Source organism: Bacillus sp. LUNF1 (genome assembly GCF_011008975.1).
GTDB classification, from domain to species: Bacteria; Bacillota; Bacilli; order Bacillales; family Bacillaceae; genus Bacillus; species Bacillus velezensis.
Map to the genome: position 1 here is coordinate 172,501 of NZ_CP048876.1, position 26,812 is coordinate 199,312.

The window sequence follows — 26,812 nt, forward strand, 5'->3', positions numbered from 1 at the left end:
GTAAACAGCCAGAACGCAGTTTGTGCGGGATATTCATCTAAGCTCCAGCCGACGGCGATCGGAAGGAGTGAACCTCCTAATCCGTTTGAAGCGAGCAGAATACTGGTAGTCGTTTCTGTCTTTCCGGGATAAAAATGATTCGTGATGATTAGGGCTATTGCAAACATGCCTGCCATGAACAGCCCTAAAAAGAAGCAAAGGGCAAAACCGAACCATACGTTTTTGCTTAATGCTAATACGGTAAGTGCAGCCAGACCGCCAATGCTTATGAGACGGAGATAACGGTGATATGTCAGCTTTTCTGATACCGGGCCTGTTAATAACCTTCCGATGATCATGCCCGTCCAATACACTGTAACTGTTATCGTTGCCAAAGAGTTGGGGATATCCCATTTCTCAGCGAAGATGGAGGGGATAAAATGTACAATGGAAACTTCACTGCCGCCGTAAAAGAAGAAGTAAGCACCCGCCAAGGCAATAAACAGCAATCCGTGTGACCGATAACCGGTGCTTTCTTTTTGAGTGTCATCGGAAGGGACCTCTTTGCGGATGAGAAGCTGATCAATACTGCCGAAACTCATCTGCTTCCATGCAATTAATAGTGCAAAACTGGATAACCCTAATACTAAAAAAGCAATTGTCCACATGTGGTTGTTGATAAGAAAGCCTGAGAGCAGAGGCATGAAAAGCGCACCTAATCCGTAGGCCACTTCCATCTTGCTCATGGCCACAGCCTGTCTTTCTTTAATAGCGGTGAGGATGATCGTGCCTACACAGGATTCCACCAATCCGGCGCCAAGCCCCGCGATGCTGACGAGAAGAAATAGCAGCGGCCAGGGCGGCAGGAAGGTGATGAACATTTCACAGCTGATGAGTGCCAGGCCAAAGATAACGACGTTTTTGCGCCCAAGCTTTTTCACCATGTAAGGCATTCCGATGACACCAATGAGAAAGCCCATGAACTGAGAGAATACCAATACTCCGCCATTACTGTAGCTTTGTGAATAATGTGTGAGTAACTCAGGCAGTACGGCTCCCAGAATAACAAGTGTAAAAGCAATCGATCCATAAGAAAAACAGCTTATCCACAGCAGACGAGTTTTCATCATTTTATCTCCTTATTAGTAAAATCATATTTCTCTCTACTCGTATGACATGATGTTTTTACAAAAAATCCAATTATTGTTACTATATCACATAACTTTTGCTCGTACATCCCTTATGGTAACGTTAACAAATTGTTAACATTTTTTACAAGAAAGATCGTTGACATTATTTTCAATAATTTATACGATAAAAAGCGAAATTCTAATAATTTCATAGGGGTGGTATTTGTGGGAACGAAGGAAATCACGAATCCAGACAGCTTGTATTACAGTGTTGACGATGTAGTAATGGAGCGCGGAGAAGGGATTTACCTGTACGATCAAGAGGGAAATGAGTACATTGATTGCGCCTCTGCCACGTTTAACTTGAATTTAGGATACGGTAACAAAGAGGTCATTGATACGGTTAAAGAACAAGCCGATAAGCTGATCCATGTAACATCATCTTTTCAAACAGACGCCGTAAATAAACTGGCAGAAAAACTAGTAGAAATCGCCCCCGATAATCTCACAAAAGTACACCCTAAAGTCAGCAGCGGTTCCGCTGCAAATGAAGGAGCTATTAAAATGGCTCAGTATTACTCCGGAAAAACCGATGTCATCTCCTTATTTCGAAGCCACCTTGGACAAACGTATATGACTTCCGCTTTGTCCGGCAACTCATTCAGAAAAGAACCTTTCCCGCCACAAATTTCTTTTGGCCTGCAAGTCCCCGATCCCTATTGCAGCCGCTGTTTCTATAATCAGAAACCTGATTTATGCGGTATGCTGTGCGTAGAAAGAATTAATGATTTTATTGAGTATGCGAGCAATGGAAAAATTGCCGCCATGATTATTGAACCGATATCCGGAAACGGTGGAAATGTCGTTCCGCCTAAAGAGTATTTTAAACATTTGAGAAAGCTTTGTGATGAACATGATATCGCTCTGATTTTTGATGAAATTCAGACCGGATTCGGACGGACGGGCAAAATGTTTGCCGCGGACCACTTCGATGTGAAACCTAATATGATGACGGTAGCAAAAGGGCTCGGGGGCACAGGCTTCCAAGTCGCCGCCACTCTGACGGAGGACAAGTATACCGGGCTTCCGGGGTATACGCACTCCTTCACGTACGGCTCAAATGTGATGGCCGCCGCTGCCGCGTGTAAAACCATAGATATCATGCAGCGCCCGGGATTTTTGGAAAATGTAACGACGGTCGGTCATTATATTATGGATCGCTTAGAAACGATGAAAGAGGATTTCGCTTTTATTTCTGAGGTAAGAGGCGTCGGTCTTATGATCGGTGTGGAGATTGTTAAAGAGAACAATGAACCGGATGTGGAGCTGACCAATTATATTGCTAAACGGGCAATGGATTACGGGCTGATTCTCCGGACATCCCGTTACGGATTCGGAAATGTATTTAAGATCCGTCCGCCTTTAACCATAACACTTAGTGAAGCCGAAGTGCTCTGCTACAGACTTCGTAAGCTATTGGAGGAAATCAAGTGAGAGACTATATCATTGGGCTTGGACAATTTGTTTATCAAAAGGTGAAAAATCAAAAAGGCACACTGAAAAACCGGCTCGTAAACGGCTATTCCCCGGGAGGCGACGCCCAATTTAACATAGACGCCGCTGCTGAGGAGGCGGTGCTGGATTATATTCAAGAAAAGGGCCATCCGGTTGCTTTTTACACGGAGGATGGCGGCCTGAAGCTGATTGGAGAAGATCCGCAATATATTTTAATTGTAGATCCGATAGACGGAACGCGCCCGGCCGCCGCGGGACTTGAAATGTCGTGTATTTCGATTGCGCTTGCTTCGTATAAGCCAAACGCAAAGATTAAGGATATCGAATTTGCTTTTTTACTTGAATTGAAATCAGGCGCTTTTATGTACGGTGATATATACAGCGATGCCATTCATTTTGAAGGGTATCATGGAGAATTGCCGAATTTGAGCGGAGTGCGGGATATTAAAAATATGTTTTGGAGCCTTGAATTTAACGGGCATCCGGCGCAGCTGATGACGGACGCATACGGCCATCTGATTGACCAGTCGGCCAATAATGGCGGGGTTTTTGTTTTCAACAGCGCTTCTTATTCGATTTCACGAATTATTACGGGGCAGATGGATGGGTATGTGGATATCGGCAATCGTCTGCTGAAAGATGATCCGAAGCTGCTTTCAGATTTTCAGCAGGTCGGGAACGGGCAGGTGCTGCATTTGTTTCCTTATGATATTGCCGCAAGCGTTTTTTTGGCGAAGAAGGCGGGAGTGATCATTACGGATGCATACGGCCGGTCTTTGGACGAAACACTTCTGACAGATTTAAGTTATCAGAATCAGCAATCATGTATTGCGGCATCAACGAAAGAGCTTCATCAAACATTGTTAGACCAAATCCGCTGGGGCAGAAAGGAAGAGAAATATGAAGGCGTTGGTCTGGACTCCTAATGATAAGCTTGAATATCAAGAGGTGGACGAGCCTCAAATTCGGAAATCCAATGATGTGAAAGTGAAAATTTTCGGCACTGGTATCTGCGGAACGGACTTAAATGTGCTGAAAGGAAAAATGAATGCAACCCATCATATGATTATGGGGCATGAATCGGTGGGAGCGGTCGTGGAAATCGGACCGGACGTGACAAATGTAAAAGTCGGAGACCGCGTCGTGATAGATCCTACGCAGTTTTGTGGGAAATGTCATTATTGCCGGAGAGGGCTGACGTGTTATTGCGAAACCTTCGAGGATTGGCAGCTCGGAATCGGAGCGCACGGAACGTTTGCGGAATATTACGTGGGGGAAGACAGGTTCATGTACAGAATTCCGGATTCAATGGAATGGGAGCGGGCCACATTGGTTGAGCCTCTCTCCTGTGTGCTGAATGTTGTGGACAAGGCTTCGATTCAGCCGCAGGACTCGGTCTTGGTTTTGGGCTCCGGAACGATCGGACTGCTTGTGCAAATGATGGTGAAAAAACTGGCGCGATTGACGGTTGCGACTGAAATAGGCAGTTTCCGAAGCGAGGCGGCGAGCCGGATATCGGATTATGTCTACCACCCTGAAGCATTAACCGTGGATGAAGTGAAACGGATTAATCAAGGAAGAAAATTTGATGTGATTTTTGACGCCATCGGCAACCAGCTTGATTGGGCTTATCCTTTCATTGAAAAGGGAGGCAGAATGGTGCCGATGGGCTTTGATGATACGTATGAGATGACGGTCAGGCCATACCAGCTGCTGTCAAACGGCGTGACGATTGTGGGCACAGGTGAAGCCCGCCAGATCATGGAAGCCGCGTTAGCATGCGCGTCCGACCTTCCGCAGCTCTATGATCTTATTACGGAAAAGACGGAACTGAAGAATTATGAAGAAGCCATTGATCATCTCATGGGCATCGACCCGGTGACAAAAGAAAGAAAGGATATCAGCGCAATAAAAACAATTCTTGTGTCTGATCCGGAACTTTTATAAAAGCGGAAACGGCTCCAGTGAGAGTCGTTTTCTTTTCTTATTTATACGGTCTTGCACATTTCTTTAAAGTTTAATATGATACTCTTTGTTAACAATTCCTTTCCTCAACGACATTATACTCTGAGCGTGTCCTCTTTTTCCCCGTAAGCTTGCCTCATATTCCACAGATGAAAATCAATGTTTCCAACTGATAGGGTGCGGATTTTTATAGTGAAAAGGAGTCGTTATCATTTGAAAGATTATACATTACAGCAGCAATGGTTCGGAAATGTCCGTAAAGACATTCTGGCCGGTATTCTGGTTGCTCTCGCTCTGATCCCTGAGGCGATCGGATTTTCAATTATTGCAGGTGTCGATCCGATGGTCGGCCTTTATGCATCATTTTGTATCGCGATTATTATTTCTATCTTCGGCGGCAGACCGGGAATGATTTCAGCCGCTACGGGTTCAATGGCGGTTGTCATGGTGACATTGGTGGCTGATTACGGGCTGCAGTATTTGTTTGCGGCAACCATTTTGACAGGTATTATTCAATTTATTCTTGGTGTCAGTAAGATAGCGAAATTGATGAAATTTATTCCGCGTTCGGTCATGATCGGATTTGTGAATGCTTTGGCGATCTTGATTTTTTCTGCGCAGCTGCCGCAGTTCAAAGGAGCTTCATGGGTCATGTACGCCGTGCTTGCCGGATCACTGGCTATCATATATCTATTGCCGAAGGTTACGACGGCTGTGCCGTCTCCGCTGGTGGCGATTATTGTCATGACGATCATAGCGGTGGTCTGCCATGCGGATGTCCGCACGGTCGGTGATATGGGCGGGATTACAAGTTCACTTCCGCATTTCTTGATACCGGATGTTCCGTGGACGTTTGAGACATTGCGGATTATTTTCCCGTATTCTCTGGCCCTTGCATTCGTCGGATTGCTCGAGTCATTGCTGACGGCCCAGATCATTGATGAAATGACCGATACGGATAGTGATAAGAACAAAGAAAGCCGCGGACAAGGCATCGCCAATATTGTGAACGGATTTTTCGGAGGCATGGCCGGATGCGCCATGATCGGTCAGTCTGTCATCAATACGAAAGCCGGCGGACGCGGCCGGTTATCGGCATTTACGGCCGGCGCGTTTTTAATGTTTTTAATTGCCGTATTAAGCGGTATCGTCGTGAAAATTCCGATGGCTGCGCTGGTGGCCGTGATGGTTATGGTGTCCATCGGCACGTTCGACTGGTCATCGATTAAAGGTTTGCGGAAAGCGCCCCTTACTGATTCGATCGTTATGGTTATTACCGTCGTGACGGTCGTCCTGACAAATGACTTATCAAAGGGTGTCTTCGCGGGTGTGCTGCTAAGCGCGATCTTTTTTACGGCGAAAATTTCTAAGCTGAAGATTGTGTCACATTCCGAACAGAAAGATGTCAGAACATATAAGGTAACGGGACAGATCTTTTTTGCTTCCGTGTCTGAACTGATGAATGCCATCGTTTATGATGAAGGCGTGAAGCGGATTGTCATTGATTTGACCGATGCCCACGTGTGGGATGATTCGGGAGCGGCGGCTCTTGAGAAAATTGTCGCCAAATGTAAAGAATACGGAATTGAGGCTGAATTAAAGGGATTAAATCAGAAAAGCCGAGATTTAATGAAACAAATGGCATAGAATTTGTGAAGTCCGGATGAATATATCCGGGCTTTTTTTCGGTTAAATTTGCCGGGGTGCATTGTTATAATGAATGAGACTTGAAAACCGTATATAGGAGACTTGCATATGATGTGGCTTCAGAAGTTGAACCAAGTGTTGGGGAGAATCATGCCGCTTTTGACTCCGTCAAGTGTGGCGGCGGGTGTGCTGTTATCTCAGCATATCAGCTGGATGGCCGGCGCTGTGCCGTGGATATTTGCATTTATTACATTTACGGGCAGTCTGAGTGCCAATTTTCAATCGCTGAAGCGCAGTATCGAGAAGCCGCTCCCGATGATCATGGCATTGTTTGTTCTGCATATTTTCATGCCTGTTTTTGCATGGGGAAGCGGCCATCTGATTTTCAGCGGTGACCCTTTAACTGTGACGGGGCTGATTATGGGTGTGGTGATTCCAACCGGAATTACGAGTTTGATTTGGGCTGCGATGTATAAGGGAAATGTCGGATTGACGCTGTCTATTATCCTGGTTGATACCGTCCTTTCTCCTTTTATCGTACCGTTAAGCCTGTCTGTCCTGGCCGGGGCGAATGTTCAGATGGATGTGTGGGGAATGATGAAAGGGCTGGCGGAGATGGTGGTGATTCCATCCATCGCAGGGATGATAGTCAACCAGTTTTCCCCGCCGGTAAGGACTCAGGCGATAAGCCGGTCGCTGTCTCCTTTTTCAAAAATCTGTCTGATGATTGTCATTGCCATTAACAGTTCGGAAATCGCGCCGTATGTCACGCACGTGGATATCAAATTTGCGGGCATCGCAGGCATGGTATTTTTTATTGCCATGACGGGTTATGCCGTGGCATGGCTGATCGGAAGACTGATGAAGCGGAGCCAGGATGAAATCGTGTCTCTGATTTATACGGGGGGCATGCGCAATATCAGCGCCGGAGCCGTTCTCGCCGTGTCTTTCTTTCCGTCTCAAGTGGCGGTTCCGGTCGTCATCGGGATGCTCTTTCAGCAAATTCTTGCCGCTTTGTTCGGCTATTTACTGAAACGCTTTGAACTTAAGCCGGTCGTGATGAAGTATGAAAAAAACCGCTCAGCTACGTGAGCGGTTTTTTCCGTACAGCCAGCTTAGTGCTGCATTGAATTGTCGTTTGAATGCTTCTTGATGGTGCACGGTGCCTTTTTCAACAGTGAAAGAGAGCTGAGATTGAGAAAAGCCTTTTTGCCTCAGGCTTTCATGCACGTCTTTATTTTGTCGGATCATGGTGTTTTGGATGTTGTTTTTATGCTCAGCTTCGCGGCTGCCGACAGACATATAGATACGCTGCCGTGCCGGACGCAAAGATGCGGAGCGGACATACTCTGCTGATTTTTCATACCAGAAGGAACCGGAAATACAGCCGATTCTGCCGAATATTTCAGGCTTCTGTAACATCGCGTACACCGAAAACAGTCCGCCTAATGACGCGCCGATCAGGCCTCTCGTTTCCGGATGTGCAGAAATGTGATGCATATCTTCAACAGTGGGGATGATGACATTTGTCAGCTCCTCGAGAAAGAGCCTCCCTTTGCCGCCGAAATCATGAAACGCAGTGCTCAGGGAAGGCGCGGGCCACGGCGTGTACTCATCGAGCCTGTCAGCCGGTTTGATGCCGATGAAAATCAATTCGGGAAGTGTTCCGTTCGCAAATTGGGATTCAAGCTTATCCATCTGTTCTAAAAACAAAGAACCCCCGTCCAGTACGTATACACAGGGTAAAGCCCCTGTTTGAACCGAACAGGAGGGAGGAAGATACACAGTGCATTCCTTTCCGTTTATCCGGTGTTCTGTAAGGATGCCTCTCATGCATCCAGCCCCTTCTTTTGCTTAAACAGAAGAAAAAAGAAATAAGGAACGCCGAGAATCGCAAGAATAATTCCCGCCGGCACTTCTGAAGGCTGAAAGAACAATTTGCCCGCAAAGTCGGCGGATATGACGAGGAGCATACCGACCAATCCGCTGACCGGTAATGAGTATCTGTGCTCAATCCCGGCGAGCCTGCGGGAAATATGGGGCGCGATCAGTCCGACAAATGCCATGCTGCCCGCTGCGGTTACACATGCGCTGATCAAAGCGATGCAGGCAATGAGTAAAATTGTTTTTTCTTTATTGGTTGAAACACCGAGGCTTTTCACCGTGTCCTCATCGAAACGAATGGTATCCAGCAATGACGTTTTCGCCATAAGAAGAGGAATGAACAAGATCAGCCACGGAAGGATCGCCGTAATGGTCATCCAGTTTGCCGACCAGATGCTGCCGTTTTTCCAAACCATCGCCATCTCATAATCCTGCGGGTCCATTTTTAATGAAAGAAATAAAGACAGCGCGCTGAATCCGGAATTCATGGCGATCCCGACGAGAATAATTCTGCCCGATTCAAGATGCCCCCGGTGCCAGGCGAAAATATAGATCAGCACGGCCGCCATCAATCCTCCGATGAGGCCGAAGACAGGCATACCCATCGCAGAGGCAAGTGCCGTCGCTTCAGATTGTCCCTGAAACAGAAGCATAAACGTGACGATTCCGGCTCCGGCTCCTGCATTAATGCCCAAAATACCGGGATCGGCAAGACCGTTTTTGGTAATGGCCTGAATAACGGCTCCGGCTATCCCCAACCCGAGTCCGATGGCAGCAGCCATGACAATGCGCGGCAGCCTCAGCTGAAACAGCAAAATGTCATATTGCGGATTCGGATGGATGCGGAAAAGCGTACTGAGCAGTTCACCCGGCTTTGCGGAAAAAGAACCGCTTGTCATGCTGAAATAGCTTACGAGCAATATGAGAGCAATCAGAATGATATAAATTCCGGCCATTTTACGCACCACGCTGATCCCCTCCTTTTCTTTTAATCAAATAAAGAAAGAAAGGAACACCGATGATAGAAGTGACAACTTCAATAGGCGTCTCAAACGGATAATTGATGAATCGGCTGGCAAGATCGCAAAGGGTCAGGAAGACGCCGCCGATGATGCACGCGCATGGGATCAGCCTGCTGTAGTCCGATCCGACGAGAAAACGTGTGATGTGCGGAACGACCAAACCGACAAAGGCAATTTTTCCGGCGAGTGCCACCGAGCTTCCTGTCAATATGACAACGGCCGCCATCGCCATGAGTTTGATGGTTCTTTTCTGCTGTCCCAGACTTTTTGAAATGTCGTCTCCTAATGATACGGCAGTGACCTTTTTGCTGAGAATCATGGCCGTGATGATTCCGATTGCAAAAAACGGGACGGCCAGTTTCAAAAAATCAGGGTTCATTTGATGCAGTCTCGCACTGTACCAAAAACTGAGATCCTGCGAAATTTGAAAATAAATCGAAAGCGCAGCCGACAGACTGCTGAGAAGCATACTGGTCACCGTTCCGATAATGGCAAGCTGCACCGGGGTAAAACCGCCGGGAAGAATGGAGGCCAGCCCGAAAACAAGAGCGGCGCCGAATGCGGAACCGATAAACGAGTATATGATCATTTCAATGGATGTCGATTGAGGGAGCAATACCATGCAAAGGGTGATGATAAAAGCGGAGCCGTCCGACACACCCATGATCGAAGGCGAGGCCAGATAGTTCCGTGTGATTCCCTGCATGAGCGCTCCGGAAACAGCAAGGGCGGCGCCGATAAACATAGCGCCGGCAGCCCTCGGGATTCTTGAATGCCATATGATCTGATGGTCGGTATTCTCCGGATTAAAGTGCAGCAATGCGGAGAACACGGTATGGAAGTCAAGCTGCTTTGCGCCGTATAAAACGGAAAGCAGCAGTGACAGAACAATGGCAATCGGTGAAGCAATGATAATAATGTGTGTCCGCCGTTTTGCATACATGTGAAAAACCTACTCTTTATTAGTCTTGAGTCAATTTGTCAGCCGCAACCTGTAAGAAGCGGATTTTACTCCATGCGGTTCCGCCTTGGGCTAATGGATCAATCGTATTGACGTATACATGGTCTTTTTTGACTGCCTTCAGGCTCTTCCAGATCGGATTTTTCTCTAAGTCTTTCAAAGCGTCCGGCTTATCTGCGTTTTCGTCATCAGAGAATTGTACAAAGATGTGGTCAGGGTTCATTTCGCTTAATTTTTCAAGAGAAATCAGTTCCTGCGCTTTCGCCGCTTTGACTTCGTCCGGCGCCTTCAGGCCTAAATCACCGTAAAGCGTGGAGTTGAAATATACTTGTTCAGGATAAATATAAATATTGCCTTGTCTGATTCTGATGACCAGCGCGTTTGACTGTTTCGCTTTGCTGTTGATCTTTGTTTTTGTCTTTTTCAGATCCTGTTCGTAATCTGCGATGATTTTTTTCGCTTTTTTCTCTTTATCTGTAAGCTGGGCGAGCAGCATCATGTTTTCTTTCCAGTTTGATGAGATATGAGAGACAGGGATCGTTTCAGCGGTGCCGCTCAATTTTTTCAACGTTTTTTCCGGGAATTTGGTTGATGCCAGAATGACGTCTGGCTGCAGCTCAAGAATTTTTTCCATATTCGGCTGCATTTTTTCTCCCGTTGATACGGATTTATCTGTAATATCTTTAAACAGTTCCGGGAATTTGCCGGAGAAAGAAATTGCTCCTGCCGGATGAACGTCAAGCAATTTGGCGTCTTCCATTGATTCTACGCTGCCTGTAATGGCGATTTTGTCAGTCGGCGCTTTGACTTCATATGTTTTTCCGAGATATTCGATTTTCTTTTTATCTGAAGAAGCGTCCTTTCCTTTACTTGCTGTATCGGATGTTTCTGAGCTTCCGCAAGCCGCGGCCGTGAAAGCCAAAAGCAAAATCATGAAAGCGAATGCCAATTTCTTCATCTATTGTTCCTCCTGTTCAATTGATAACTATTATCAATTGGAATTATAGAGAAGGAACAGGGATAAGACCATGGATAATTTCCGGTATTACCATGGACGATCTTCGGATAAAATGGAAATGCTTTGCTCGATCATCCGCTGATGTCCGCTTGGAGAATATTCAATCCACGGGTCAGATGATATGGGAAACACGCGTTTATTGCTGACGGCTCTAAGGTTCTGCCATGTCCCGGTCTGCTGAATCCGCTGAAAATAACGAAGCGTTTCCGGTTCTTTACAAGTGAAAAGCATGATGCAGTCAGCCTGGCAATCCGCCAGCATTTCCAAGGAAATCTTTTCGTCAGGAGCAAAAGTTTCCGGTTTTGCGGAGGCAAAGCCTAAATCACCGAAGAAGACATCCTCAATACTGTTGTTATGGGCGATGTACATATTTTCTTTATATACACGGATAAATAAGAACCGCTGATGCCGCACGTGTTTAAGAGCATCTTTCGCTGAATGGGCGAGACTTTGATAAGCTTTAAGCCAGTGCCGCGCTTCCTGCTCTTCATTCAAATATGCGGCTGTGCGAAGAAACTGGTCTCTCCAATTCTCTTGAGCCGGAAGGTAAAAAACTTCAGTGATGTCATTCAGGCGCTGTTTTTCTTCTTCACTGACAGAATCAAGACTGAAAATGATGTCCGGGGCAGCTTGGGAAAGCGTGTGCAAGTTCTCTTCCCAATTTGCATTATAGCGGTAAGCACTCAGGTGAACCGGAATATCAGAAGAGAATTGTTTGTAATAATAGGCCGTCCATTTCGGGTGCAGCGCTGCAGCGTAAGGCACGTGATGCAGAGGAATCAGATGCCCCATCGTTTCTTTTCCGTAAGCGGCCATTTTTGTGCGCCTTTTTTTCATATAGCTTGTAGGTGAGCTGCCGGTATGTTTTTTAAAGATGCGGCTGAAATAAAATTCGTCCTGGTAGCCGATTTGATGAGCGATTTCCCGCAGTTTGCAGTTTGCCTTGGCCATCAGTTTTTTCGCATTGGTTATGCGGATGTCTGTGATATATTCAGTTACGCTCTGCCCGTATAGTTTTTTAAAGGTTTCACTATAATGCTTGGGACTGATTCCCGCCATATGAGCGAGCTGGGTGAGCGTGATTTTTGTGTCGGACTGAGCATGTATGAATTGTTTTGTCTGTTCGATCGCCGCTTTCGTATTATTTTGATGGCATACTTTTGCGGCATAAAGGTCGTACATCAGCTGCTGAAAGTCGGCTGTATATTTCATTTTCTGCAATGCATCCGCCGATCGCACGTTTTCAGAAAGTGACTGAAGCCGGCTTGTCAAATGATCCACCGTTTGTAAATTCATTTGCTGAAGTCCGTGGAAGATGTCTTCCCCATTATCCGGAAGCATCGCTTCATCATCTGATGAATAGGAGAAAACACGGAGTCTGACGATATACAAATGGATGCCGCCTGACGATATAGGGGCAATATTGAATGTCTCATCACAAGGACAGATGTAGAGCGTTTCCTTCTGCAGCGGAAAGCTGTCTGTTCCGATATCAATTTGTCCCTCGCCTTTCACATGAAAGATCAATACGGGGGAATCAGTGAGCTGATGCTCTGACAGAAGGTCGGCTGTTTTTTTTACGGAGATGATATCAATGGGCTGAAAGAATAATGTGTTTTTCATGAGAAACCACCTTTTAGGAAACATTCATTTAAATGATAACTGTTATCATTTAAATTGTACCAAATAAATGAATGTTTTCCTATAAAAAGCGGAAATGTGAAATGCGTCAAAATGTTACACGTGTAACACGAATGTTGTCAGTATATGAGGTATTGTTTTCTTAGAGTTTTGAATTGGTTCAGCCGGCGTTGATATGTGCTGGTGATGTCTTCAATGGAAGCGCCTTTTTCTATTTTTTTGCGTACCCAGCCGTTACCGATCAGCTTGTCAAAAGAGCCTGTCGGCAAGAAGGAAAAGTCATTTGGATATAAGTCATGCATGGTTTTCAGAATGGAAAGCCCTGTTTTTGCCGCTTCAAATGTGTTTCTGTTTGTTACGTAGACTTGAACGCCGTGGCACAGCTTGCCCTGGTGCTTGGAGAAGCTGGGGATAAATGATGCGGCTCTGAAGGCGACGCCCGGAAGCTTGAGACTGTTCAGGCGTTCTTCGAGCTTGGTGCTTTTCATATAAGGCGCGCCGATAAGTTCAAACGGCTTTGTCGTGCCCCTTCCTTCGGATACGTTTGTGCCTTCGATTAGTCCTGTCGCCGAATATGCGAATATGCTGTCCGGGGTCGGGATATTAGGCGAAGGGAGGACGAACGGCAGACCGGTATCTTCAATCGTCATCGTCCGCTTCCAGCGCTTCATTTTTACGACGGTGAGGTCGGCGCCAATATGAAACTCTTTATTGAATAAAAGAGCAAGCTCACCGATCGTCATGCCGTGCTTCAGCGGGATCGGATACAGTCCGACAAATGAAGCGTAATCCGGTTCAAGAACCGGGCCGTCCGGATTTCGTCCGCCTTGCGGATTCGGCCGGTCTAAGACATAAAAAGGAATGCCTTTTTCTTTGGCCGCTTCCATGGCATAGGCCATTGTATAAATGTAGGTGTAGTATCGTGTTCCGACATCCTGAATATCGAAAATCAGCACATCTGTATCTTTCAGCATGTCAGGCGTCGGTTTCCTCGTTTCCCCGTACAGGCTGTAGACGGGAAGCCCTGTTTTTTCGTCTATATAGGATGTGACTTTGTCTCCGGCCTGGGCATCGCCGCGGACACCGTGCTCCGGTCCGAATAATGCCGTTAAATGGATGTCTGGTGCCTCATACAGCACGTCAACGCTGCTTTTCAATGAATTGTTCACACCGGTCGGGTTGGTGATCAGCCCGACCCTTTTTCCCTTCAGTTCCTGTTTATAATCTTTCAGCAGGCGGTCGATGCCTGTTTGGATGCTTGGTTTCTTGGCGGTATGAAGGTTTCTGTCAGAAGCCGCCGAGACTGCCGTCATAGCACTGATGACGACTAATCCGGCAAGAAGCGCAGCCGTTTGTGTTTTCATGATCTGTCCTCCTGTTTAAAGCGGTTTTCCGGTCTTCAGATTGATACCGAAACCATAAGGATAGAGTGTCGTTCCCGGATGAGTGACGGAAGGAATGTCAGCGGGCAGCCTGCCTTGCGGTTTTGTCTGTCCGAATATCGCTTCAACGCCTGCCGGAATGTTTGGCTGGAGAAATTGTCCGTCTGTATATCCTTTAAAGCCGTAGACTGCGATAAGGGCTTCAGCTTCTTCAAAGTTCGCGGCGTCGTAAGGATTACGCAGGCTCATCAGCACAAAGGGTTTTTTGTTCGATTGTGCGGCTTTCATGACGGCCCGCGGAAATGCAGTCGTCCACTTGCCGGGATCTGTGACGGAATCGTCAATGACACCGTCGTTTACGACAGGATCATTTTTCACGACATATGAGCCTGTAATCACGTAATCCGCGTCGGATACCAGCTTTTTGTGCTCATCATGAAATGTGCGCTCGGCGAAGTTCATTTTACTGATGGTTACCGGCCGGATTTTTTTCTTCTTGATGAGCTGCCGAATGGTTTGTTCCATTGACGCTGTTTGATCTTCATAAGGAGCGGCAATGAGAACGCAGCTGTTCTTTTTCGGTTTGAATGGGAGCGTGCGGTTTTTGTTTTGTATGACGGTGACGGATCTTTCCGCGATTTGTTTTTCAGCTTTCAGGTGATTTTTGCTGCCGACGGTTTTCTTTGCTTTTGCAATCTTCTTTTTCAGATTTGTCTCTTTCGGTGCGGGATATATCCCTCGTTTTATTTTCAGGGAAATGATGCGTTCCGCTGATTTGTTAATTTGCTGCAGCGGAATTTCCCCTTTTTGTACCGCCTTTTTTAAAGCGGAATGAACCCGGGCAAAGCGGTTTTCCGTTTGCAGCGATGTCACTTGGGCCGGCATAAGGGCAATATCGACTCCTGCTTTTATTGCCATGACGACCGCCTCTTCCTGGCCGAAATGATCGGCAATGGCTTTCATATTTAATGCATCCGTAACGATGACGCCGTTAAATCTCATTTCCTCACGGAGAAGGTGAGTCATCACTTTTTTCGAGAGTGTGGCGGGTACGAGAATGTCTGAACCGTCCAGCTTGCTTTTATAGGTTGTATCGTCAAAAGCGGGAAATTGCACATGGGCTGTCATGATCATATCAGCTCCGGCCTGAATGGCCTTCCGGAACGGATAAAGTTCAATCTGACGCAGTCTTTCTTGATTGTGGGTGACAAGCGGAAGGCCGTAGTGGCTGTCGACATCCGTGTCACCGTGTCCCGGGAAATGTTTGACGGCGGCAGCGACATCCTGCTTTTGCTGAGCCTTCATTGAGGCAAGGCCGAGTGAAGCTGTCAGATCACGGTCTGAACTGAACGACCTGACGCCGATGACAGGGTTTCCGGGATTATTATTGATATCGAGAACGGGAGCGAAATTCGTATTAATGCCCAGTGCTTTCAGTTCTTTGCCGATAATGGCGCCGGTCTGGGACGCGTAGGCTGTTTTTCTCGCGGCTCCGAGCGCCATATTGCCTGGGAAATGAGTGCCCTCACCAAGTCTGGTTACGATGCCGCCCTCCTGATCAATGCTTAATAATAGCGGAATGTCAGGGCTCGCCTTTTGAAAGGCATTTGTCAGGCGAACCGTTTGCTCAGTGTTTTTTACATTTTCTGCAAATAAGATAACGCCGCCGAACCGGTACTTTTGAATAAGCCCTGCGACTTCGTCATTCATTTGGGTAAGAGCCTCAGGTGATGACTGCCCCTTTTTTTGCCAATTTCGAAAATCAGGCATGAGCATCTGCCCTAATTTTTCATCTAATGTCATACGGGATACCGCTTGTTCCGCCTGTGACGGAATGTCCGGTTTTGTCGATGCATGATGCGTGCCGAAAACAATGAACAACAGTAATACAGCTGAGATGACAAGTTTCATGATGGTGCCCTCCTGCCGTCATAGTTTGGACCAAAGACATGGGTTGTCATTCAATGGCTTCATAAATCGTTTTTATGACGCTGCCGTAGCTTCCGGTGGGGAAAAGATCCCCTTCAAAAACATTCGGGTTTTCACCGGGACTGACGACGGGGGAATGCTTTTTATTGGTCAAAAGTGCGATCCCCAGCTTATAAGCGGGATCAATAATCGTGATGGTGCCGGTCCATCCTGTATGGCCATATGCCTGCCTGCTTGCATAAGGGCCGAACATCCACTCCATATCCGGGCTGCCGTTTTTCCGCCAGCCGAGAGCGAAAGTCGGATCAGAGGATGCCGCCGTTGTGAACAAATCGGCCGTTCTTTTATTGAAGAGAGAAACGTGTTTATAACTGCCTCCGTTCAGCATGACTTGAAGAAGGACGGCTATGTCATCAGCTCTGGAAAACAGCCCGGCGTGACCGGACACCCCTCCCATGGAGTAAAATGCTTTTTCATCGTGAACTTCCCCCTGCAGCGTATACGTCCTGATGTGAGGGAAATGGATGACTCCGTCACGTGTGTTGCCTAAACGTTCAGTAGCTGCGAATGCTTTTTCTTTAAAGCCTTTTTGCAGCGGATTGAACAGTGTGTGCGTCAGTTTCAGCGGTTTGTACAGTTCTTGTTCCGCATAGGCATCAAGGGTTTTTCCGGTTATGCTTTCAATGATGCAGCCGAGAAGCATGTAACCGATATCGCTGTATACGTGTTTTGTTCCCGGTTTGTATTCAAGCGGGATTTGGGTGAGAAAACGGATCGTTTTCTCACGTTCTTGTGAATACAAAGGGCCTGCGGTGTCCGGCTGATAGAAATAAAAGCTTGCCGGCAGACCGGATTGATGCTGGAGCACATCGATGACGCGAATGCGGTCTTTTTCTTGAATCGGATCGCTTTTTCCGTCTTTGAAATCAGGAAGGTAAGCCGAGACTTTTTGATACACATCAAGCTTTCCCTGGCTGACGAGTCGCTGTAGTGCAAAATTGGCCGCGTACATTTTTGTATTGGAAGCTAAATCAAACATGGTTGATGTTTTCATTTTTTTCGGACGGGATAAAAGGGTAGTCCCGTCATATTTTTTGCTGTAGCCGTATGCTTTCTTTTTGATCACCCGTCCGTCCTTTACGACGACGAGGACGGCTCCGGGGAATCCTGCTGCGATGTCTTTTTCAATCATTTGATCAACCTTTCTGAGCTTTGCTGTGTCGTATAATTTGGATTGGGCTTCGGCTTTGTGCTGCGGCAGGAAGGAGAGGCTGATGACCATTGTGAGTATGGCGGCTGTCAGTGTTTTCATATTCTGATCCCTCCCGGTTTATTCAAATTCAGCAGCCATATCATCCTTAAATCCGAACGCATAAGTGAAGACAAAGCCCGCCCCGTAAGAGATGAAGAGACCGATGATATACAAAACGATTTGAGCCGGCTGTACGAGAAACGAGAGCGGAAGGCCGGAGACACCGATTGAAAAAGTAGCCACCTGAAAATGGGCTTGAAAGGCGCCGCCGATTCCCGCCCCTAAACACGCCGTCAAAAACGGCCGGCCGAGCGGGAGCGTGACGCCGAAGATGAGCGGCTCTCCGATTCCGAGCAGACCGGATGGAAGTCCGCCGCCGATCGCTCTTTTCAATGAGGCTTTTTTGGTTTTCATAAAAATGGCGAAGGCCGCCCCTACTTGACCCGCGCCTCCCATCGCGAGAATCGGAAGAAGCGGGTCATCTCCGATTGATCGGATTAATTCCAAATGTACGGGAGTCAAGCCCTGATGCAGGCCGGTGACGACAAGCGGCAGGAAGGCGGCTCCCAGCACAAACCCTGAGAGCACTCCCCCGACATTCAGCAGCGACAATAAACCAGATGTAATCAGATCAGAAATAAAACCGCCTGCAGGGATAAAAACGACATATGTTACCAGCCCGGTGATAAGTAAAGACAATGTAGGCGTGACGATAATGTCGATGGATTGATGGACGTACTTTCTGATAAACCGTTCGGTATAAGCGATAAAAACCGCAGCGAAAAGAACGCCGATTAATCCTCCCCTGCCAGGGAGCAGATTCTCTCCGAACAAACTGATATTGGCGATTTCAGGGTTAAGGATCAATATACCCGCAAGGCCGCCCATCGCGGGAGTCCCGCCGAATTCCTTCGCCGCATTGATGCCGACAAGGACGCCGAGGTATGCGAATAAGCCTGAACCGATAACCGTTAAAATAAGTGCGATTTGGGATTCTTTCGGGAGCCAGCCGGCCTGAATGACGACTTTCGTAATACCGGTAATTAAACCTGATGCAATGAGTGCGGGAATAAGGGGAATGAAGATGCTTGATATTTTTCTCAGAAACAGTTTGATGGGTGTGGTGTTTTTTCTGTTGAGATCGGCTTTTTTTCGTGAGGCGGCTTCTTTTAAATCAATGTTTTTTCCGGATGACATAAGTTTTGCGAAAGCGTCGGCGACATGATTGACGACACCCGTGCCAAGGATGATCTGCAGTGTTTCGGCTTCGACGACGCCTATGACCCCGTCAAGCTGTTTCAGCGCTTCAATATCCGTTTTGTCCTGATCTAAAGGCGTAATCCTCAGGCGTGTCATACAGTGGGTAAAGCCTGAAATATTCGATGAACCGCCGCAATTGTCCAGGATATCTTTGGCCAGTGACTGATAAAATGCCTCTTTGCTCATGGAGATCCTCCTTTTTCCGTACGATTTTTCCCGGGGAGCTGTGCCTGAAACGCGTCCTAAAAGCGCCTGCGCCGATCATGAAAACGGCGCGGGCTCGTAAAAGCACATTATGTTTCACCAAAGAACGATCAGCGTTCTTTTTCTTTTGAAAGGTGCTGTTCAATGGCTTTATCAATGAAGCCGTCTGATTCTTTGAGCAGTGCCTTCGCGTGTGTTTCGTCCGAATTCGTCTTCAGCATGACGATTGCCGTTTTGACATGGCTGCCTGCGGCCTCAAGCGTTTCTTTTGCCTTGTCGTACGGAACGCCCGTGATGCTTTGGATAATGCCGATTGCGCGTTCTTTCAATTTTTCGTTGCTGACATGAACGTCCACCATTAAATTTTCGTACACTTTGCCGCTTTTGATCATCACGGCCGTGGAAATCATGTTCAGAATCATTTTATGTGCCGTCGCCGCTTTCATTCGTGTTGACCCTGTAATCACTTCGGGGCCGACGACGACTTCAATGCTGTGATCGGCATAAGTGCTGATCAATGAGTCCTTATTGCATGTGAGTGCGACGGTTTTGGCGCCGATTGTTTTTGCGTATTTCAGCGCACCGGCCGCATACGGCGTGCGCCCGCTTGCCGCGATGGCGATCACGGTGTCTTCTGCGGTAAGCCCGATTGTTTTGAGATCGAGAGCGCCGGTTTCCTCGCTGTCTTCTATACCTTCAGCCGCTTGCAAAAAGGCGTCTGCTCCTCCGGCCATCAGACCGATGACGGAGTCGGGACTTACGCTGTATGTAGGCGGGCATTCAACCGCATCCAGTACACCGAGTCTGCCGCTTGTGCCCGCTCCCGCATAAATCAGCCTGCCGTTTCGCCGTAAGGACTGATGGGCGAATTGAACGGCAATCTGAATATCGGGCAGCACCTGCTGAACGGCTTCAGCCACTTTGAAATCCTCTTGGTTAATGATGCGGAGAATTTCCATCGTGTCTGCTTGATGGATTGAAGCGGTCTGCGGATTTCTGGTTTCTGTGGTCAATCTGTGAATGTTAAGCCGGTCTGTCATGATTGTACCCTCCCAAGTCGTTAATACTTGAAGTATATGGGCTTCTGAATATATGTTTCAAGAAAAATCGGCAGGAATGAGATAAGTAATCAAGCGCTTTCACAAAAAATGATGCAGAATGTGCTGTTCGCCGATGGGGCCGATCGTGCGACGGCCTTTATCAATAAAACCGGAAGACCGGTACAGGTTCTTTGCACGATGATTGCGATGGTTTACAGCAAGCACGATTTCATCACACCAAGGAAAGTAATTTGCGACAAAAGCGGGGAGCTGCAGCATCGCTTGTTTGGCATAACCTTTTCCCTGATGCGGCGCATGTAAGGACAGCGCACTCAGCAAAATGGCAGACACATTGTTCGAATACGGGGCAATGGTTTCTTTTGAGGTATGTAAAATGAAAAAACCGACGGGGCGGTCTTCTTTTAAAATGACTGTCGGGTAGCGATCCCGGATGACGAGAGCATGCGGCAGGACATCTATCGGCAGAGCTGTGAACTTTTTATCTTCTTCACTCAGCACAAACCCGTTCAGCCCGTCTGCATGCTCCGGTTTATAAAAGGACAGGGCCACATCCATGATATCTACTCTCCTTTTTTATAATTGATCCAATTCGTCTTCTGATAGAACACGGCAGCCTGCCCGTTTTAAAAGAGCGGAAGTGATGCCGTCTCCGATTATTTTTTTTCCTGAGAAAGTGCCGTCATAGATAAAGCTGCTGCCGCAGGACGGACTGTTTTCTTTAAGGATGACCGTTGCGGCGCCTATTTCTTTTGCGTATGCTAACGTTTTTTCCGCGCCGTCCATATATAAAGCCGTAACGTCTTCGCCTGATGCCGTTACGATTCTTGCTGTTCCGTTCAGCACGTCTTCGCCCGTACCGCCGATGATTTCCGCCGGTTCGCGGGGAGTGGTGAAGCCGCCCAAAAGTTCGGGGCAGACCATAACAGCTTTCTTTTCTTCTACGAGTCTGCGGATTTTTTCCGAAGCGGCGTGAGAGCCGTTATACCTGCATTCGATACCGCCGAGACAAGAGCTGACTAAGATCATCTGTGTCCATTCCCTTCAATATTTTGATACTTTCATCATAAATGAAATAAGAGAGGAGGGATGAGTTTTTCAGTTAAAAAACGAGTAAAAAAGTTTGAAAATAAAAAAAATAATTTTTCTCTTTACAAATGGGGTACAACCTGTATATAATAACTTTTGTCAGCTCGACGCGGACACAACGGCCCGTTGGTCAAGCGGTTAAGACACCGCCCTTTCACGGCGGTAACACGGGTTCGAATCCCGTACGGGTCATATGGAGGATTAGCTCAGCTGGGAGAGCATCTGCCTTACAAGCAGAGGGTCGGCGGTTCGAGCCCGTCATCCTCCACCATATTTGCCGGCCTAGCTCAATTGGTAGAGCAACTGACTTGTAATCAGTAGGTTGGGGGTTCAAGTCCTCTGGCCGGCACTGTTTTACAAAAAAATACGGAGGGGTAGCGAAGTGGCTAAACGCGGCGGACTGTAAATCCGCTCCCTCAGGGTTCGGCAGTTCGAATCTGCCCCCCTCCACCATTTTTGGGCTATAGCCAAGCGGTAAGGCAACGGACTTTGACTCCGTCATGCGTTGGTTCGAATCCAGCTAGCCCAGTCTCAGACACCTTTTGCATAAAGGTGTCTTTTTTTTATCAGCATTTTGCTTCAATTTCTGATTGTTCATCAGATATACTATTTTTAAGCTGCTGTTAAGGCAGTATATTCTGTATTTTTCATCTACACCCTGCCTGAAATTTGGTAAAATAAATGTAATAAAAAAATGAAACCTTTTAAAACAAACAACGTATAGATACAGACCGGTGAAGGGCAGAGGTAAGATAAAACATGGAAAACCTGATTAAAAAAAGAATCAAGCAAGTCAAAAAAGGCGATCAAAATGCGTTTGCAGAAATCGTTGACCTTTATAAAGATAAGATTTACCAGCTTTGCTACCGCATGCTCGGCAATGTTCACGAGGCGGAAGATATTGCGCAGGAAGCTTTTATCAGAGCGTATGTCAATATCGACAGTTTCGATATCAACAGAAAGTTCTCAACGTGGCTTTACAGAATTGCGACCAACCTGACCATTGACCGAATCCGCAAGAAAAAGCCTGATTACTATCTGGACGCAGAAGTAGCGGGAGCAGAAGGGCTGACGATGTATTCGCAGATCGCCGCGGACGGGGTTCTCCCTGAAGACGCCGTATTGTCATTGGAGCTGTCGGACACAATTCAGAAAAAGATTTTAAAGCTGCCTGACAAGTACAGAACGGTTATTGTATTAAAGTATATTGACGAACTCTCTTTAATTGAAATCGGGGAGATTCTGAATATCCCTGTCGGCACCGTCAAGACAAGGATACACAGAGGCAGAGAGGCTCTTAGAAAACAATTGAGGGATCTTTAAGTGGGGTGATGAAATGAGCTGTCCTGAACAGATTGTGCAGCTTATGCATAAGCATCTTGATGGAGATATCCTTCCTGAAGATGAAAACGTATTAAAACAACATTTGCAGTCATGCGGGAATTGCAAACGGCATTTTCATGAAATGGAGAAATCCGTAGCACTCGTCCGAAGCACATCGCATGTCACGGCCCCTGCTGATTTTACTGCCAAAGTTATGGCGAATCTTCCAAAAGAGAAAAAACGCGCTTCTGTAAAACGATGGATCAAAACTCATCCGATGATTGCAGCCGCAGCGGTTTTTGTGATTTTAATGGGCGGCGGTTTTTTCAACAGCTGGCATAATGACCACAATTTCAGTGTGTCCAAACAGCCGAACCTTGTCGTGCAGAATCACACGGTCACCGTCCCTGAAGGCGAGACTGTAAAGGGCGATGTCACAGTAAAAAACGGCAAGCTGTTCATTGAAGGAAAAGTCGACGGCAATGTGACCGTCGTCAACGGAGAAAAATACATGGCCTCAGCCGGACAAGTCACCGGGCAGATTGAAGAGATTAACCAATTGTTTGACTGGGTCTGGTACGAACTGAAATCGGCGGGCCAGGGCGTCGTGAGCGCTTTGGACCCGAATGAAGATGAGTAAAGCGTATAATCGCTTTACTCTTTTTTTTGTGCATCGCCGCGCTGGCTCATTTCACTTGAGAAATCAAAATGTGGTATAATGAGCACGCTATATGATGTACATATTGCTCATGCAGCACAATTCATAACAGAAAAACGAAATGACTGAATTCTTGGAGGACGAGGAAATGGCTTTTGAGGACATCCCATTTTTGCAATACCTCGGCAATGCCGTTGATATTCTCCTTGTTTGGTATGTGATATATAAATTAATCATGGTCATACGCGGGACGAAGGCGGTTCAGCTTTTAAAAGGAATCGTCGTCATCGTATTGGTCCGGATGGCCAGTTCATATTTGGGACTCAGCACGCTTCAGTGGCTGATGGACCAAGCGATAACATGGGGATTTTTAGCGATCATCATTATATTCCAGCCTGAGCTGAGACGGGCGCTTGAACAGCTCGGACGGGGCCGGTTCTTTTCCAGGAGCGGAACCCCCGTGGAGGAAGCGCAGCATAAGACAATTGAAGCGATTACAAAATCGATCAGCTACATGGCAAAACGCCGCATCGGCGCACTCATCGCGATTGAGCGCGATACGGGAATGGGTGATTATATTGAGACGGGCATCCCGCTTAATGCGCAGGTCAGCTCGGAGCTTTTGATTAATATCTTCATCCCGAATACACCGCTGCATGATGGAGCGGTCATTATGAAAAATAACGAGATTGCGGCGGCTGCCTGTTATCTGCCGCTTTCTGAAAGCCCGTTTATTTCAAAGGAGCTGGGGACGCGTCACAGAGCGGCTGTCGGCATCAGTGAAGTGACGGACAGCTTAACCATTATTGTATCTGAAGAGACGGGCGCCATCAGTGTGGCCAAAAACGGAGACCTTCACAGAGAATTGACGGAAGAAGCACTGAAAGAAATGCTTGAAGCCGAGTTTAAGAAGAACGCCAGAGATACTTCTTCTAACCGCTGGTACTGGAGGGGCAAGAAAAATGGATAAATTCTTAAACAACCGCTGGGCTGTAAAGATCATTGCATTGCTCTTTGCGCTGCTGCTTTACGTTGCGGTTAACAACAACCAGGCGCCGACTCCGAAAAAGCCGGGGGAATCCTTTTTTCCGACATCAACGACTGACGAGGCTACGCTTACTGATATTCCTGTAAAAGCATACTATGATGAAGCGAACTATGTTGTCACCGGCGTGCCCCAGACCGTAAATGTCACGATTAAAGGCTCGACAAGCGCGGTGAAAAAGGCGAGACAGACGAAGAATTTTGAGATATACGCCGATATGAATAAGCTGAAGACCGGGACTCATAAGGTCGAATTGAAGGCGAAAAACGTATCGGACGGACTGACGGTCTCCATTAACCCGTCAGTCACGACGGTTACGATTCAGGAAAAAACGGCTGAGAGTTTTCCCGTGGAAGTTGAATACTACAATAAAAGCAAAATGAAAAAGGGATACACCCCTCAGCAGCCGATTATCAGCCCGAAAAACGTGCAGATTACAGGTTCGAAAAATGTGATTGATAACATTTCACTTGTCAAAGCATCCGTGAACCTTGAAAATGCAAATGAGACCATTGAAAAGGAAGTGAAAGTGACCGTCTATGACAAAGACGGCAACGCACTTCCTGTTGATGTTGAACCGTCAGTCATTAAAGTGACGGTTCCCGTAGCCAGTCCGAGCAAAAAGCTTCCTTTCAAAATCGAAAGGAAGGGAAGTCTTCCGGACGGGGTGAGCGTTGCGAGCATTGACTCGAATCCGAGTGAGGTGACGGTTTACGGCCCGCAGGATGTGCTGGATTCACTTGAATTTATTGACGGCGTATCTCTTGATTTAGGCAAAATTGATAAAGATACCGATATCAATGCCGATATCCCGCTTCCTAAGGGTGTCACTAAGGTATCACCGGAAAAAATCACGCTTCATGTTAAAGTGGACAGTGAAGACAAAAAGGATTTTGACAATGTCGGAATCAAGACGGTCGGACTGGGAGGCTCACAGCAGATTGAGTTTCTCGATCTTGAATCGCAGGCGATAAATATTACGGCCAAAGGCTCTCCCGCCAACATTAAGGCGCTGAAAAAGTCGGACATTGAACTGTATGCCAATGTCTCGGACTTGGATGACGGAGAGCACTCTGTAAAGCTTGAAGTAAACGGCCCGCAAAACGTCACATGGTCCCTGTCAAAAGACACGGTTAAGATTAAGCTGACTTCTAAGAAAAACACAAGTTCAAATAAAAATAACGGCGGTTCCGCTGATTCCGGCAATAAGAACGGCACAAGCGGAGACGCAGACAAAGACAAGAACAAGAACCGGGAAGACGACACTGACAGCGATCAGAATAAAAGTCAAAACCAGGATCAAAATCAAGACCAGGATGAAGACGGATCAAGCGCTGATTCTTCTTCAACAGAATGAAAAAGGAGCGATACAAAATGGGCAAGTATTTTGGAACAGATGGTGTAAGAGGTGTTGCCAACAGCGAGCTTACGCCAGAGCTGGCCTTTAAAGTTGGGCGTTTTGGCGGTTATGTCCTGACCAAAGATAAGCAGCGCCCGAAAGTGCTGATCGGCCGTGATACACGTATCTCCGGACATATGCTGGAGGGAGCCCTTGTCGCCGGACTTTTATCGATCGGAGCTGAAGTGATGCGCCTCGGCGTTATTTCTACGCCGGGGGTATCCTATTTAACGAAAGCCATGGATGCTGAGGCGGGCGTCATGATCTCCGCTTCTCACAACCCCGTACAGGATAACGGAATTAAATTTTTCGGAGGGGACGGCTTTAAGCTTTCTGATGAGCAGGAGGCCGAGATTGAACGTCTCATGGATGAACCGGAAGATAAGCTGCCGAGACCGACAGGCGCGGACCTCGGGCTTGTAAACGATTATTTTGAAGGCGTTCAAAAGTATCTGCAATTTTTAAAGCAGACGGCGGACGAAGATTTCACAGGCATTCATGTAGCGCTTGACTGCGCCCATGGTGCGACCTCTTCTATTGCGACGCACCTTTTTGCCGATCTCGATGCTGACGTATCTACAATGGGGACGTCTCCGAACGGATTGAACATTAATGATGGCGTCGGTTCTACACACCCGGAAGCGCTGAGTGCTTTCGTCAAAGAAAAAAACGCCGATATCGGCCTTGCGTTTGACGGCGACGGCGACCGCCTCATTGCCGTTGATGAAAAAGGAAACATCGTCGACGGTGATCAGATTATGTACATATGCGCGAAGTATTTGAAATCAGAAGGCCGTCTGAAGGATGATACCGTCGTATCGACCGTGATGAGCAACCTCGGTTTCTACAAAGCGCTTGAAAAAGAAGAAATCAAAAGCGTTCAAACGGCAGTCGGCGACCGCTATGTCGTAGAAGCGATGAAAAAAGACGGCTATAATGTCGGCGGCGAGCAGTCGGGGCACCTTATTTTCCTTGATTACAACACTACCGGCGACGGTCTTTTGTCCGCGATCATGCTTGTGAATACGCTGAAGGCGTCCGGCAAAACCCTTTCAGAACTTGCGGATGAAATGAAAAAATTCCCGCAACTCTTAGTGAATGTGAAAGTGACGGATAAATATAAGGTAGAAGAAAACGCTAAGGTGAAGGCCGTTATTTCTGAAGTGGAAAAAGAAATGAACGGAGACGGCCGGATTTTAGTGCGCCCGTCAGGCACCGAACCGCTCGTCCGCGTGATGGCCGAAGCGAGAACAAAAGAGCTTTGTGACGAATATGTCACAAAAATCGTGGATGTCGTGCGGACAGAAATGGGAGCGGAGTAGCGAAGTTTATAAACAGAGAGCGAACAAGACAAGTGCGATCAGCATAATATGATAGTAAACATGATGCCGGGGCGGCAAAAAATAATTGACCGTCCTTGGCACATGCTGTAAAATCAAGCTTGTTCAGCC

23 protein-coding genes and 5 tRNA genes (1 of these 28 cut by a window edge) are annotated in these 26,812 nt (G+C 47.2%); 15 read left to right on the top strand and 13 right to left on the bottom strand.

Going from position 1 to position 26,812, the window contains the following annotated elements:
- Positions 1 to 1,106, bottom strand: partial view of an MFS transporter gene (locus G4O42_RS01005; RefSeq protein ID WP_171006735.1) — the 5' portion only. 106 nt of this gene lie to the left of the window's left edge; only the first 1,106 of its 1,212 coding nucleotides appear in the window; its start codon is at positions 1,104 to 1,106; its stop codon lies beyond the left edge, outside the window.
- A gap of 228 nt (positions 1,107 to 1,334) precedes the next feature.
- Between G4O42_RS01005 and G4O42_RS01010 the strand changes: the two genes are divergently transcribed.
- The 5 genes from G4O42_RS01010 (at position 1,335) to G4O42_RS01030 (ending at position 7,328) form a co-directional block, all read left to right on the top strand.
- Entirely contained in the window at positions 1,335 to 2,603 is a 1,269-nt protein-coding gene (locus G4O42_RS01010; protein ID WP_032872620.1) for an aspartate aminotransferase family protein, read from the top strand.
- Positions 2,600 to 3,550 carry an inositol monophosphatase family protein gene (locus G4O42_RS01015; RefSeq protein ID WP_032872622.1) on the top strand — a complete coding sequence of 317 codons (951 nt, stop codon included), beginning with the start codon at positions 2,600 to 2,602 and terminating at the stop codon, positions 3,548 to 3,550. The genes G4O42_RS01010 and G4O42_RS01015 overlap by 4 nt, the downstream gene beginning before the upstream one ends.
- Positions 3,525 to 4,571 carry a zinc-dependent alcohol dehydrogenase gene (locus G4O42_RS01020; protein ID WP_032872624.1) on the top strand — a complete coding sequence of 349 codons (1,047 nt, stop codon included), beginning with the start codon at positions 3,525 to 3,527 and terminating at the stop codon, positions 4,569 to 4,571. The genes G4O42_RS01015 and G4O42_RS01020 overlap by 26 nt, the downstream gene beginning before the upstream one ends.
- Before the next feature lie 231 nt (positions 4,572 to 4,802).
- Positions 4,803 to 6,236, top strand: coding sequence for a SulP family inorganic anion transporter (locus G4O42_RS01025; RefSeq protein WP_032872626.1), 1,434 nt, complete (start codon positions 4,803 to 4,805; stop codon positions 6,234 to 6,236).
- A 150-nt stretch (positions 6,237 to 6,386) separates the two neighbouring features.
- On the top strand, positions 6,387 to 7,328 hold the full coding sequence (locus tag G4O42_RS01030) for a bile acid:sodium symporter family protein (RefSeq protein ID WP_087920786.1): 942 nt from the start codon (positions 6,387 to 6,389) through the stop codon (positions 7,326 to 7,328).
- Here G4O42_RS01030 and G4O42_RS01035 read toward each other — a convergent pair.
- From G4O42_RS01035 to G4O42_RS01090, 12 genes are all read right to left on the bottom strand, one after another.
- Entirely contained in the window at positions 7,317 to 8,069 is a 753-nt protein-coding gene (locus tag G4O42_RS01035) for an alpha/beta hydrolase (protein ID WP_032872628.1), read from the bottom strand. The two genes, G4O42_RS01030 and G4O42_RS01035, sit on opposite strands and share 12 nt — an antisense overlap.
- Positions 8,066 to 9,076: an iron ABC transporter permease FeuC gene (feuC, locus tag G4O42_RS01040; RefSeq protein ID WP_032872817.1), complete on the bottom strand. Its 1,011-nt coding sequence runs from the start codon at positions 9,074 to 9,076 to the stop codon at positions 8,066 to 8,068. The genes G4O42_RS01035 and feuC overlap by 4 nt, the downstream gene beginning before the upstream one ends.
- Before the next feature lies 1 nt (position 9,077).
- Positions 9,078 to 10,085: a FecCD family ABC transporter permease gene (locus tag G4O42_RS01045; RefSeq protein WP_007609051.1), complete on the bottom strand. Its 1,008-nt coding sequence runs from the start codon at positions 10,083 to 10,085 to the stop codon at positions 9,078 to 9,080.
- A 19-nt stretch (positions 10,086 to 10,104) separates the two neighbouring features.
- Positions 10,105 to 11,061, bottom strand: coding sequence for an ABC transporter substrate-binding protein (locus G4O42_RS01050; RefSeq protein WP_032872630.1), 957 nt, complete (start codon positions 11,059 to 11,061; stop codon positions 10,105 to 10,107).
- A gap of 87 nt (positions 11,062 to 11,148) precedes the next feature.
- Entirely contained in the window at positions 11,149 to 12,744 is a 1,596-nt protein-coding gene (gene btr, locus G4O42_RS01055) for a bacillibactin transport transcriptional regulator Btr (RefSeq protein ID WP_032872632.1), read from the bottom strand.
- Between the two features lie 137 nt (positions 12,745 to 12,881).
- Positions 12,882 to 14,126: an exo-beta-N-acetylmuramidase NamZ family protein gene (locus tag G4O42_RS01060; RefSeq protein WP_032872634.1), complete on the bottom strand. Its 1,245-nt coding sequence runs from the start codon at positions 14,124 to 14,126 to the stop codon at positions 12,882 to 12,884.
- Positions 14,127 to 14,141: 15 nt separating this feature from the next.
- A complete protein-coding gene (locus tag G4O42_RS01065; protein ID WP_032872637.1) occupies positions 14,142 to 16,055 on the bottom strand; it encodes a glycoside hydrolase family 3 protein in 1,914 nt (637 codons plus the stop codon).
- A gap of 46 nt (positions 16,056 to 16,101) precedes the next feature.
- The gene (gene pbp4b, locus G4O42_RS01070) at positions 16,102 to 17,385 is read right to left on the bottom strand and encodes a penicillin binding protein PBP4B (protein ID WP_032872639.1); all 1,284 of its coding nucleotides are present in this window, start codon (positions 17,383 to 17,385) and stop codon (positions 16,102 to 16,104) included.
- 18 nt (positions 17,386 to 17,403) lie between these two features.
- On the bottom strand, positions 17,404 to 18,771 hold the full coding sequence (locus G4O42_RS01075) for a PTS transporter subunit EIIC (RefSeq protein WP_032872641.1): 1,368 nt from the start codon (positions 18,769 to 18,771) through the stop codon (positions 17,404 to 17,406).
- 128 nt (positions 18,772 to 18,899) lie between these two features.
- Positions 18,900 to 19,829 carry an N-acetylmuramic acid 6-phosphate etherase gene (gene murQ, locus G4O42_RS01080; RefSeq protein WP_032872642.1) on the bottom strand — a complete coding sequence of 310 codons (930 nt, stop codon included), beginning with the start codon at positions 19,827 to 19,829 and terminating at the stop codon, positions 18,900 to 18,902.
- Positions 19,830 to 19,928: 99 nt separating this feature from the next.
- A complete protein-coding gene (locus G4O42_RS01085) occupies positions 19,929 to 20,405 on the bottom strand; it encodes a GNAT family N-acetyltransferase (RefSeq protein ID WP_032872644.1) in 477 nt (158 codons plus the stop codon).
- An 18-nt stretch (positions 20,406 to 20,423) separates the two neighbouring features.
- A complete protein-coding gene (locus tag G4O42_RS01090; RefSeq protein ID WP_007408014.1) occupies positions 20,424 to 20,876 on the bottom strand; it encodes a 2-thiouracil desulfurase family protein in 453 nt (150 codons plus the stop codon).
- A 180-nt stretch (positions 20,877 to 21,056) separates the two neighbouring features.
- Here G4O42_RS01090 and G4O42_RS01095 point away from each other — a divergent pair.
- The 10 genes from G4O42_RS01095 to glmM all read left to right on the top strand — a co-directional run bounded on the left by G4O42_RS01095 (position 21,057) and on the right by glmM (position 26,683).
- A tRNA-Glu gene (locus G4O42_RS01095) sits at positions 21,057 to 21,128 on the top strand.
- A gap of 3 nt (positions 21,129 to 21,131) precedes the next feature.
- Positions 21,132 to 21,207: transfer RNA gene (locus G4O42_RS01100), tRNA-Val, on the top strand.
- 5 nt (positions 21,208 to 21,212) lie between these two features.
- A tRNA-Thr gene (locus G4O42_RS01105) sits at positions 21,213 to 21,285 on the top strand.
- Between the two features lie 19 nt (positions 21,286 to 21,304).
- A tRNA-Tyr gene (locus G4O42_RS01110) sits at positions 21,305 to 21,389 on the top strand.
- A gap of 4 nt (positions 21,390 to 21,393) precedes the next feature.
- Positions 21,394 to 21,465: transfer RNA gene (locus G4O42_RS01115), tRNA-Gln, on the top strand.
- Positions 21,466 to 21,695: 230 nt separating this feature from the next.
- A complete protein-coding gene (sigW, locus tag G4O42_RS01120; protein ID WP_003156766.1) occupies positions 21,696 to 22,259 on the top strand; it encodes an RNA polymerase sigma factor SigW in 564 nt (187 codons plus the stop codon).
- Positions 22,260 to 22,272: 13 nt separating this feature from the next.
- Positions 22,273 to 22,899, top strand: coding sequence for an anti-sigma-W factor RsiW (gene rsiW / locus G4O42_RS01125; protein ID WP_003156765.1), 627 nt, complete (start codon positions 22,273 to 22,275; stop codon positions 22,897 to 22,899).
- Positions 22,900 to 23,065: 166 nt separating this feature from the next.
- Complete coding sequence (gene cdaA, locus G4O42_RS01130) at positions 23,066 to 23,887, top strand: diadenylate cyclase CdaA (protein ID WP_003156763.1); 822 nt, start codon at positions 23,066 to 23,068, stop codon at positions 23,885 to 23,887.
- A complete protein-coding gene (locus G4O42_RS01135) occupies positions 23,880 to 25,319 on the top strand; it encodes a CdaA regulatory protein CdaR (RefSeq protein WP_032872646.1) in 1,440 nt (479 codons plus the stop codon). Before cdaA ends, G4O42_RS01135 begins: the two co-directional genes overlap by 8 nt.
- Before the next feature lie 17 nt (positions 25,320 to 25,336).
- Entirely contained in the window at positions 25,337 to 26,683 is a 1,347-nt protein-coding gene (glmM, locus tag G4O42_RS01140; RefSeq protein WP_007408011.1) for a phosphoglucosamine mutase, read from the top strand.
- Positions 26,684 to 26,812 lie beyond the last annotated feature (129 nt).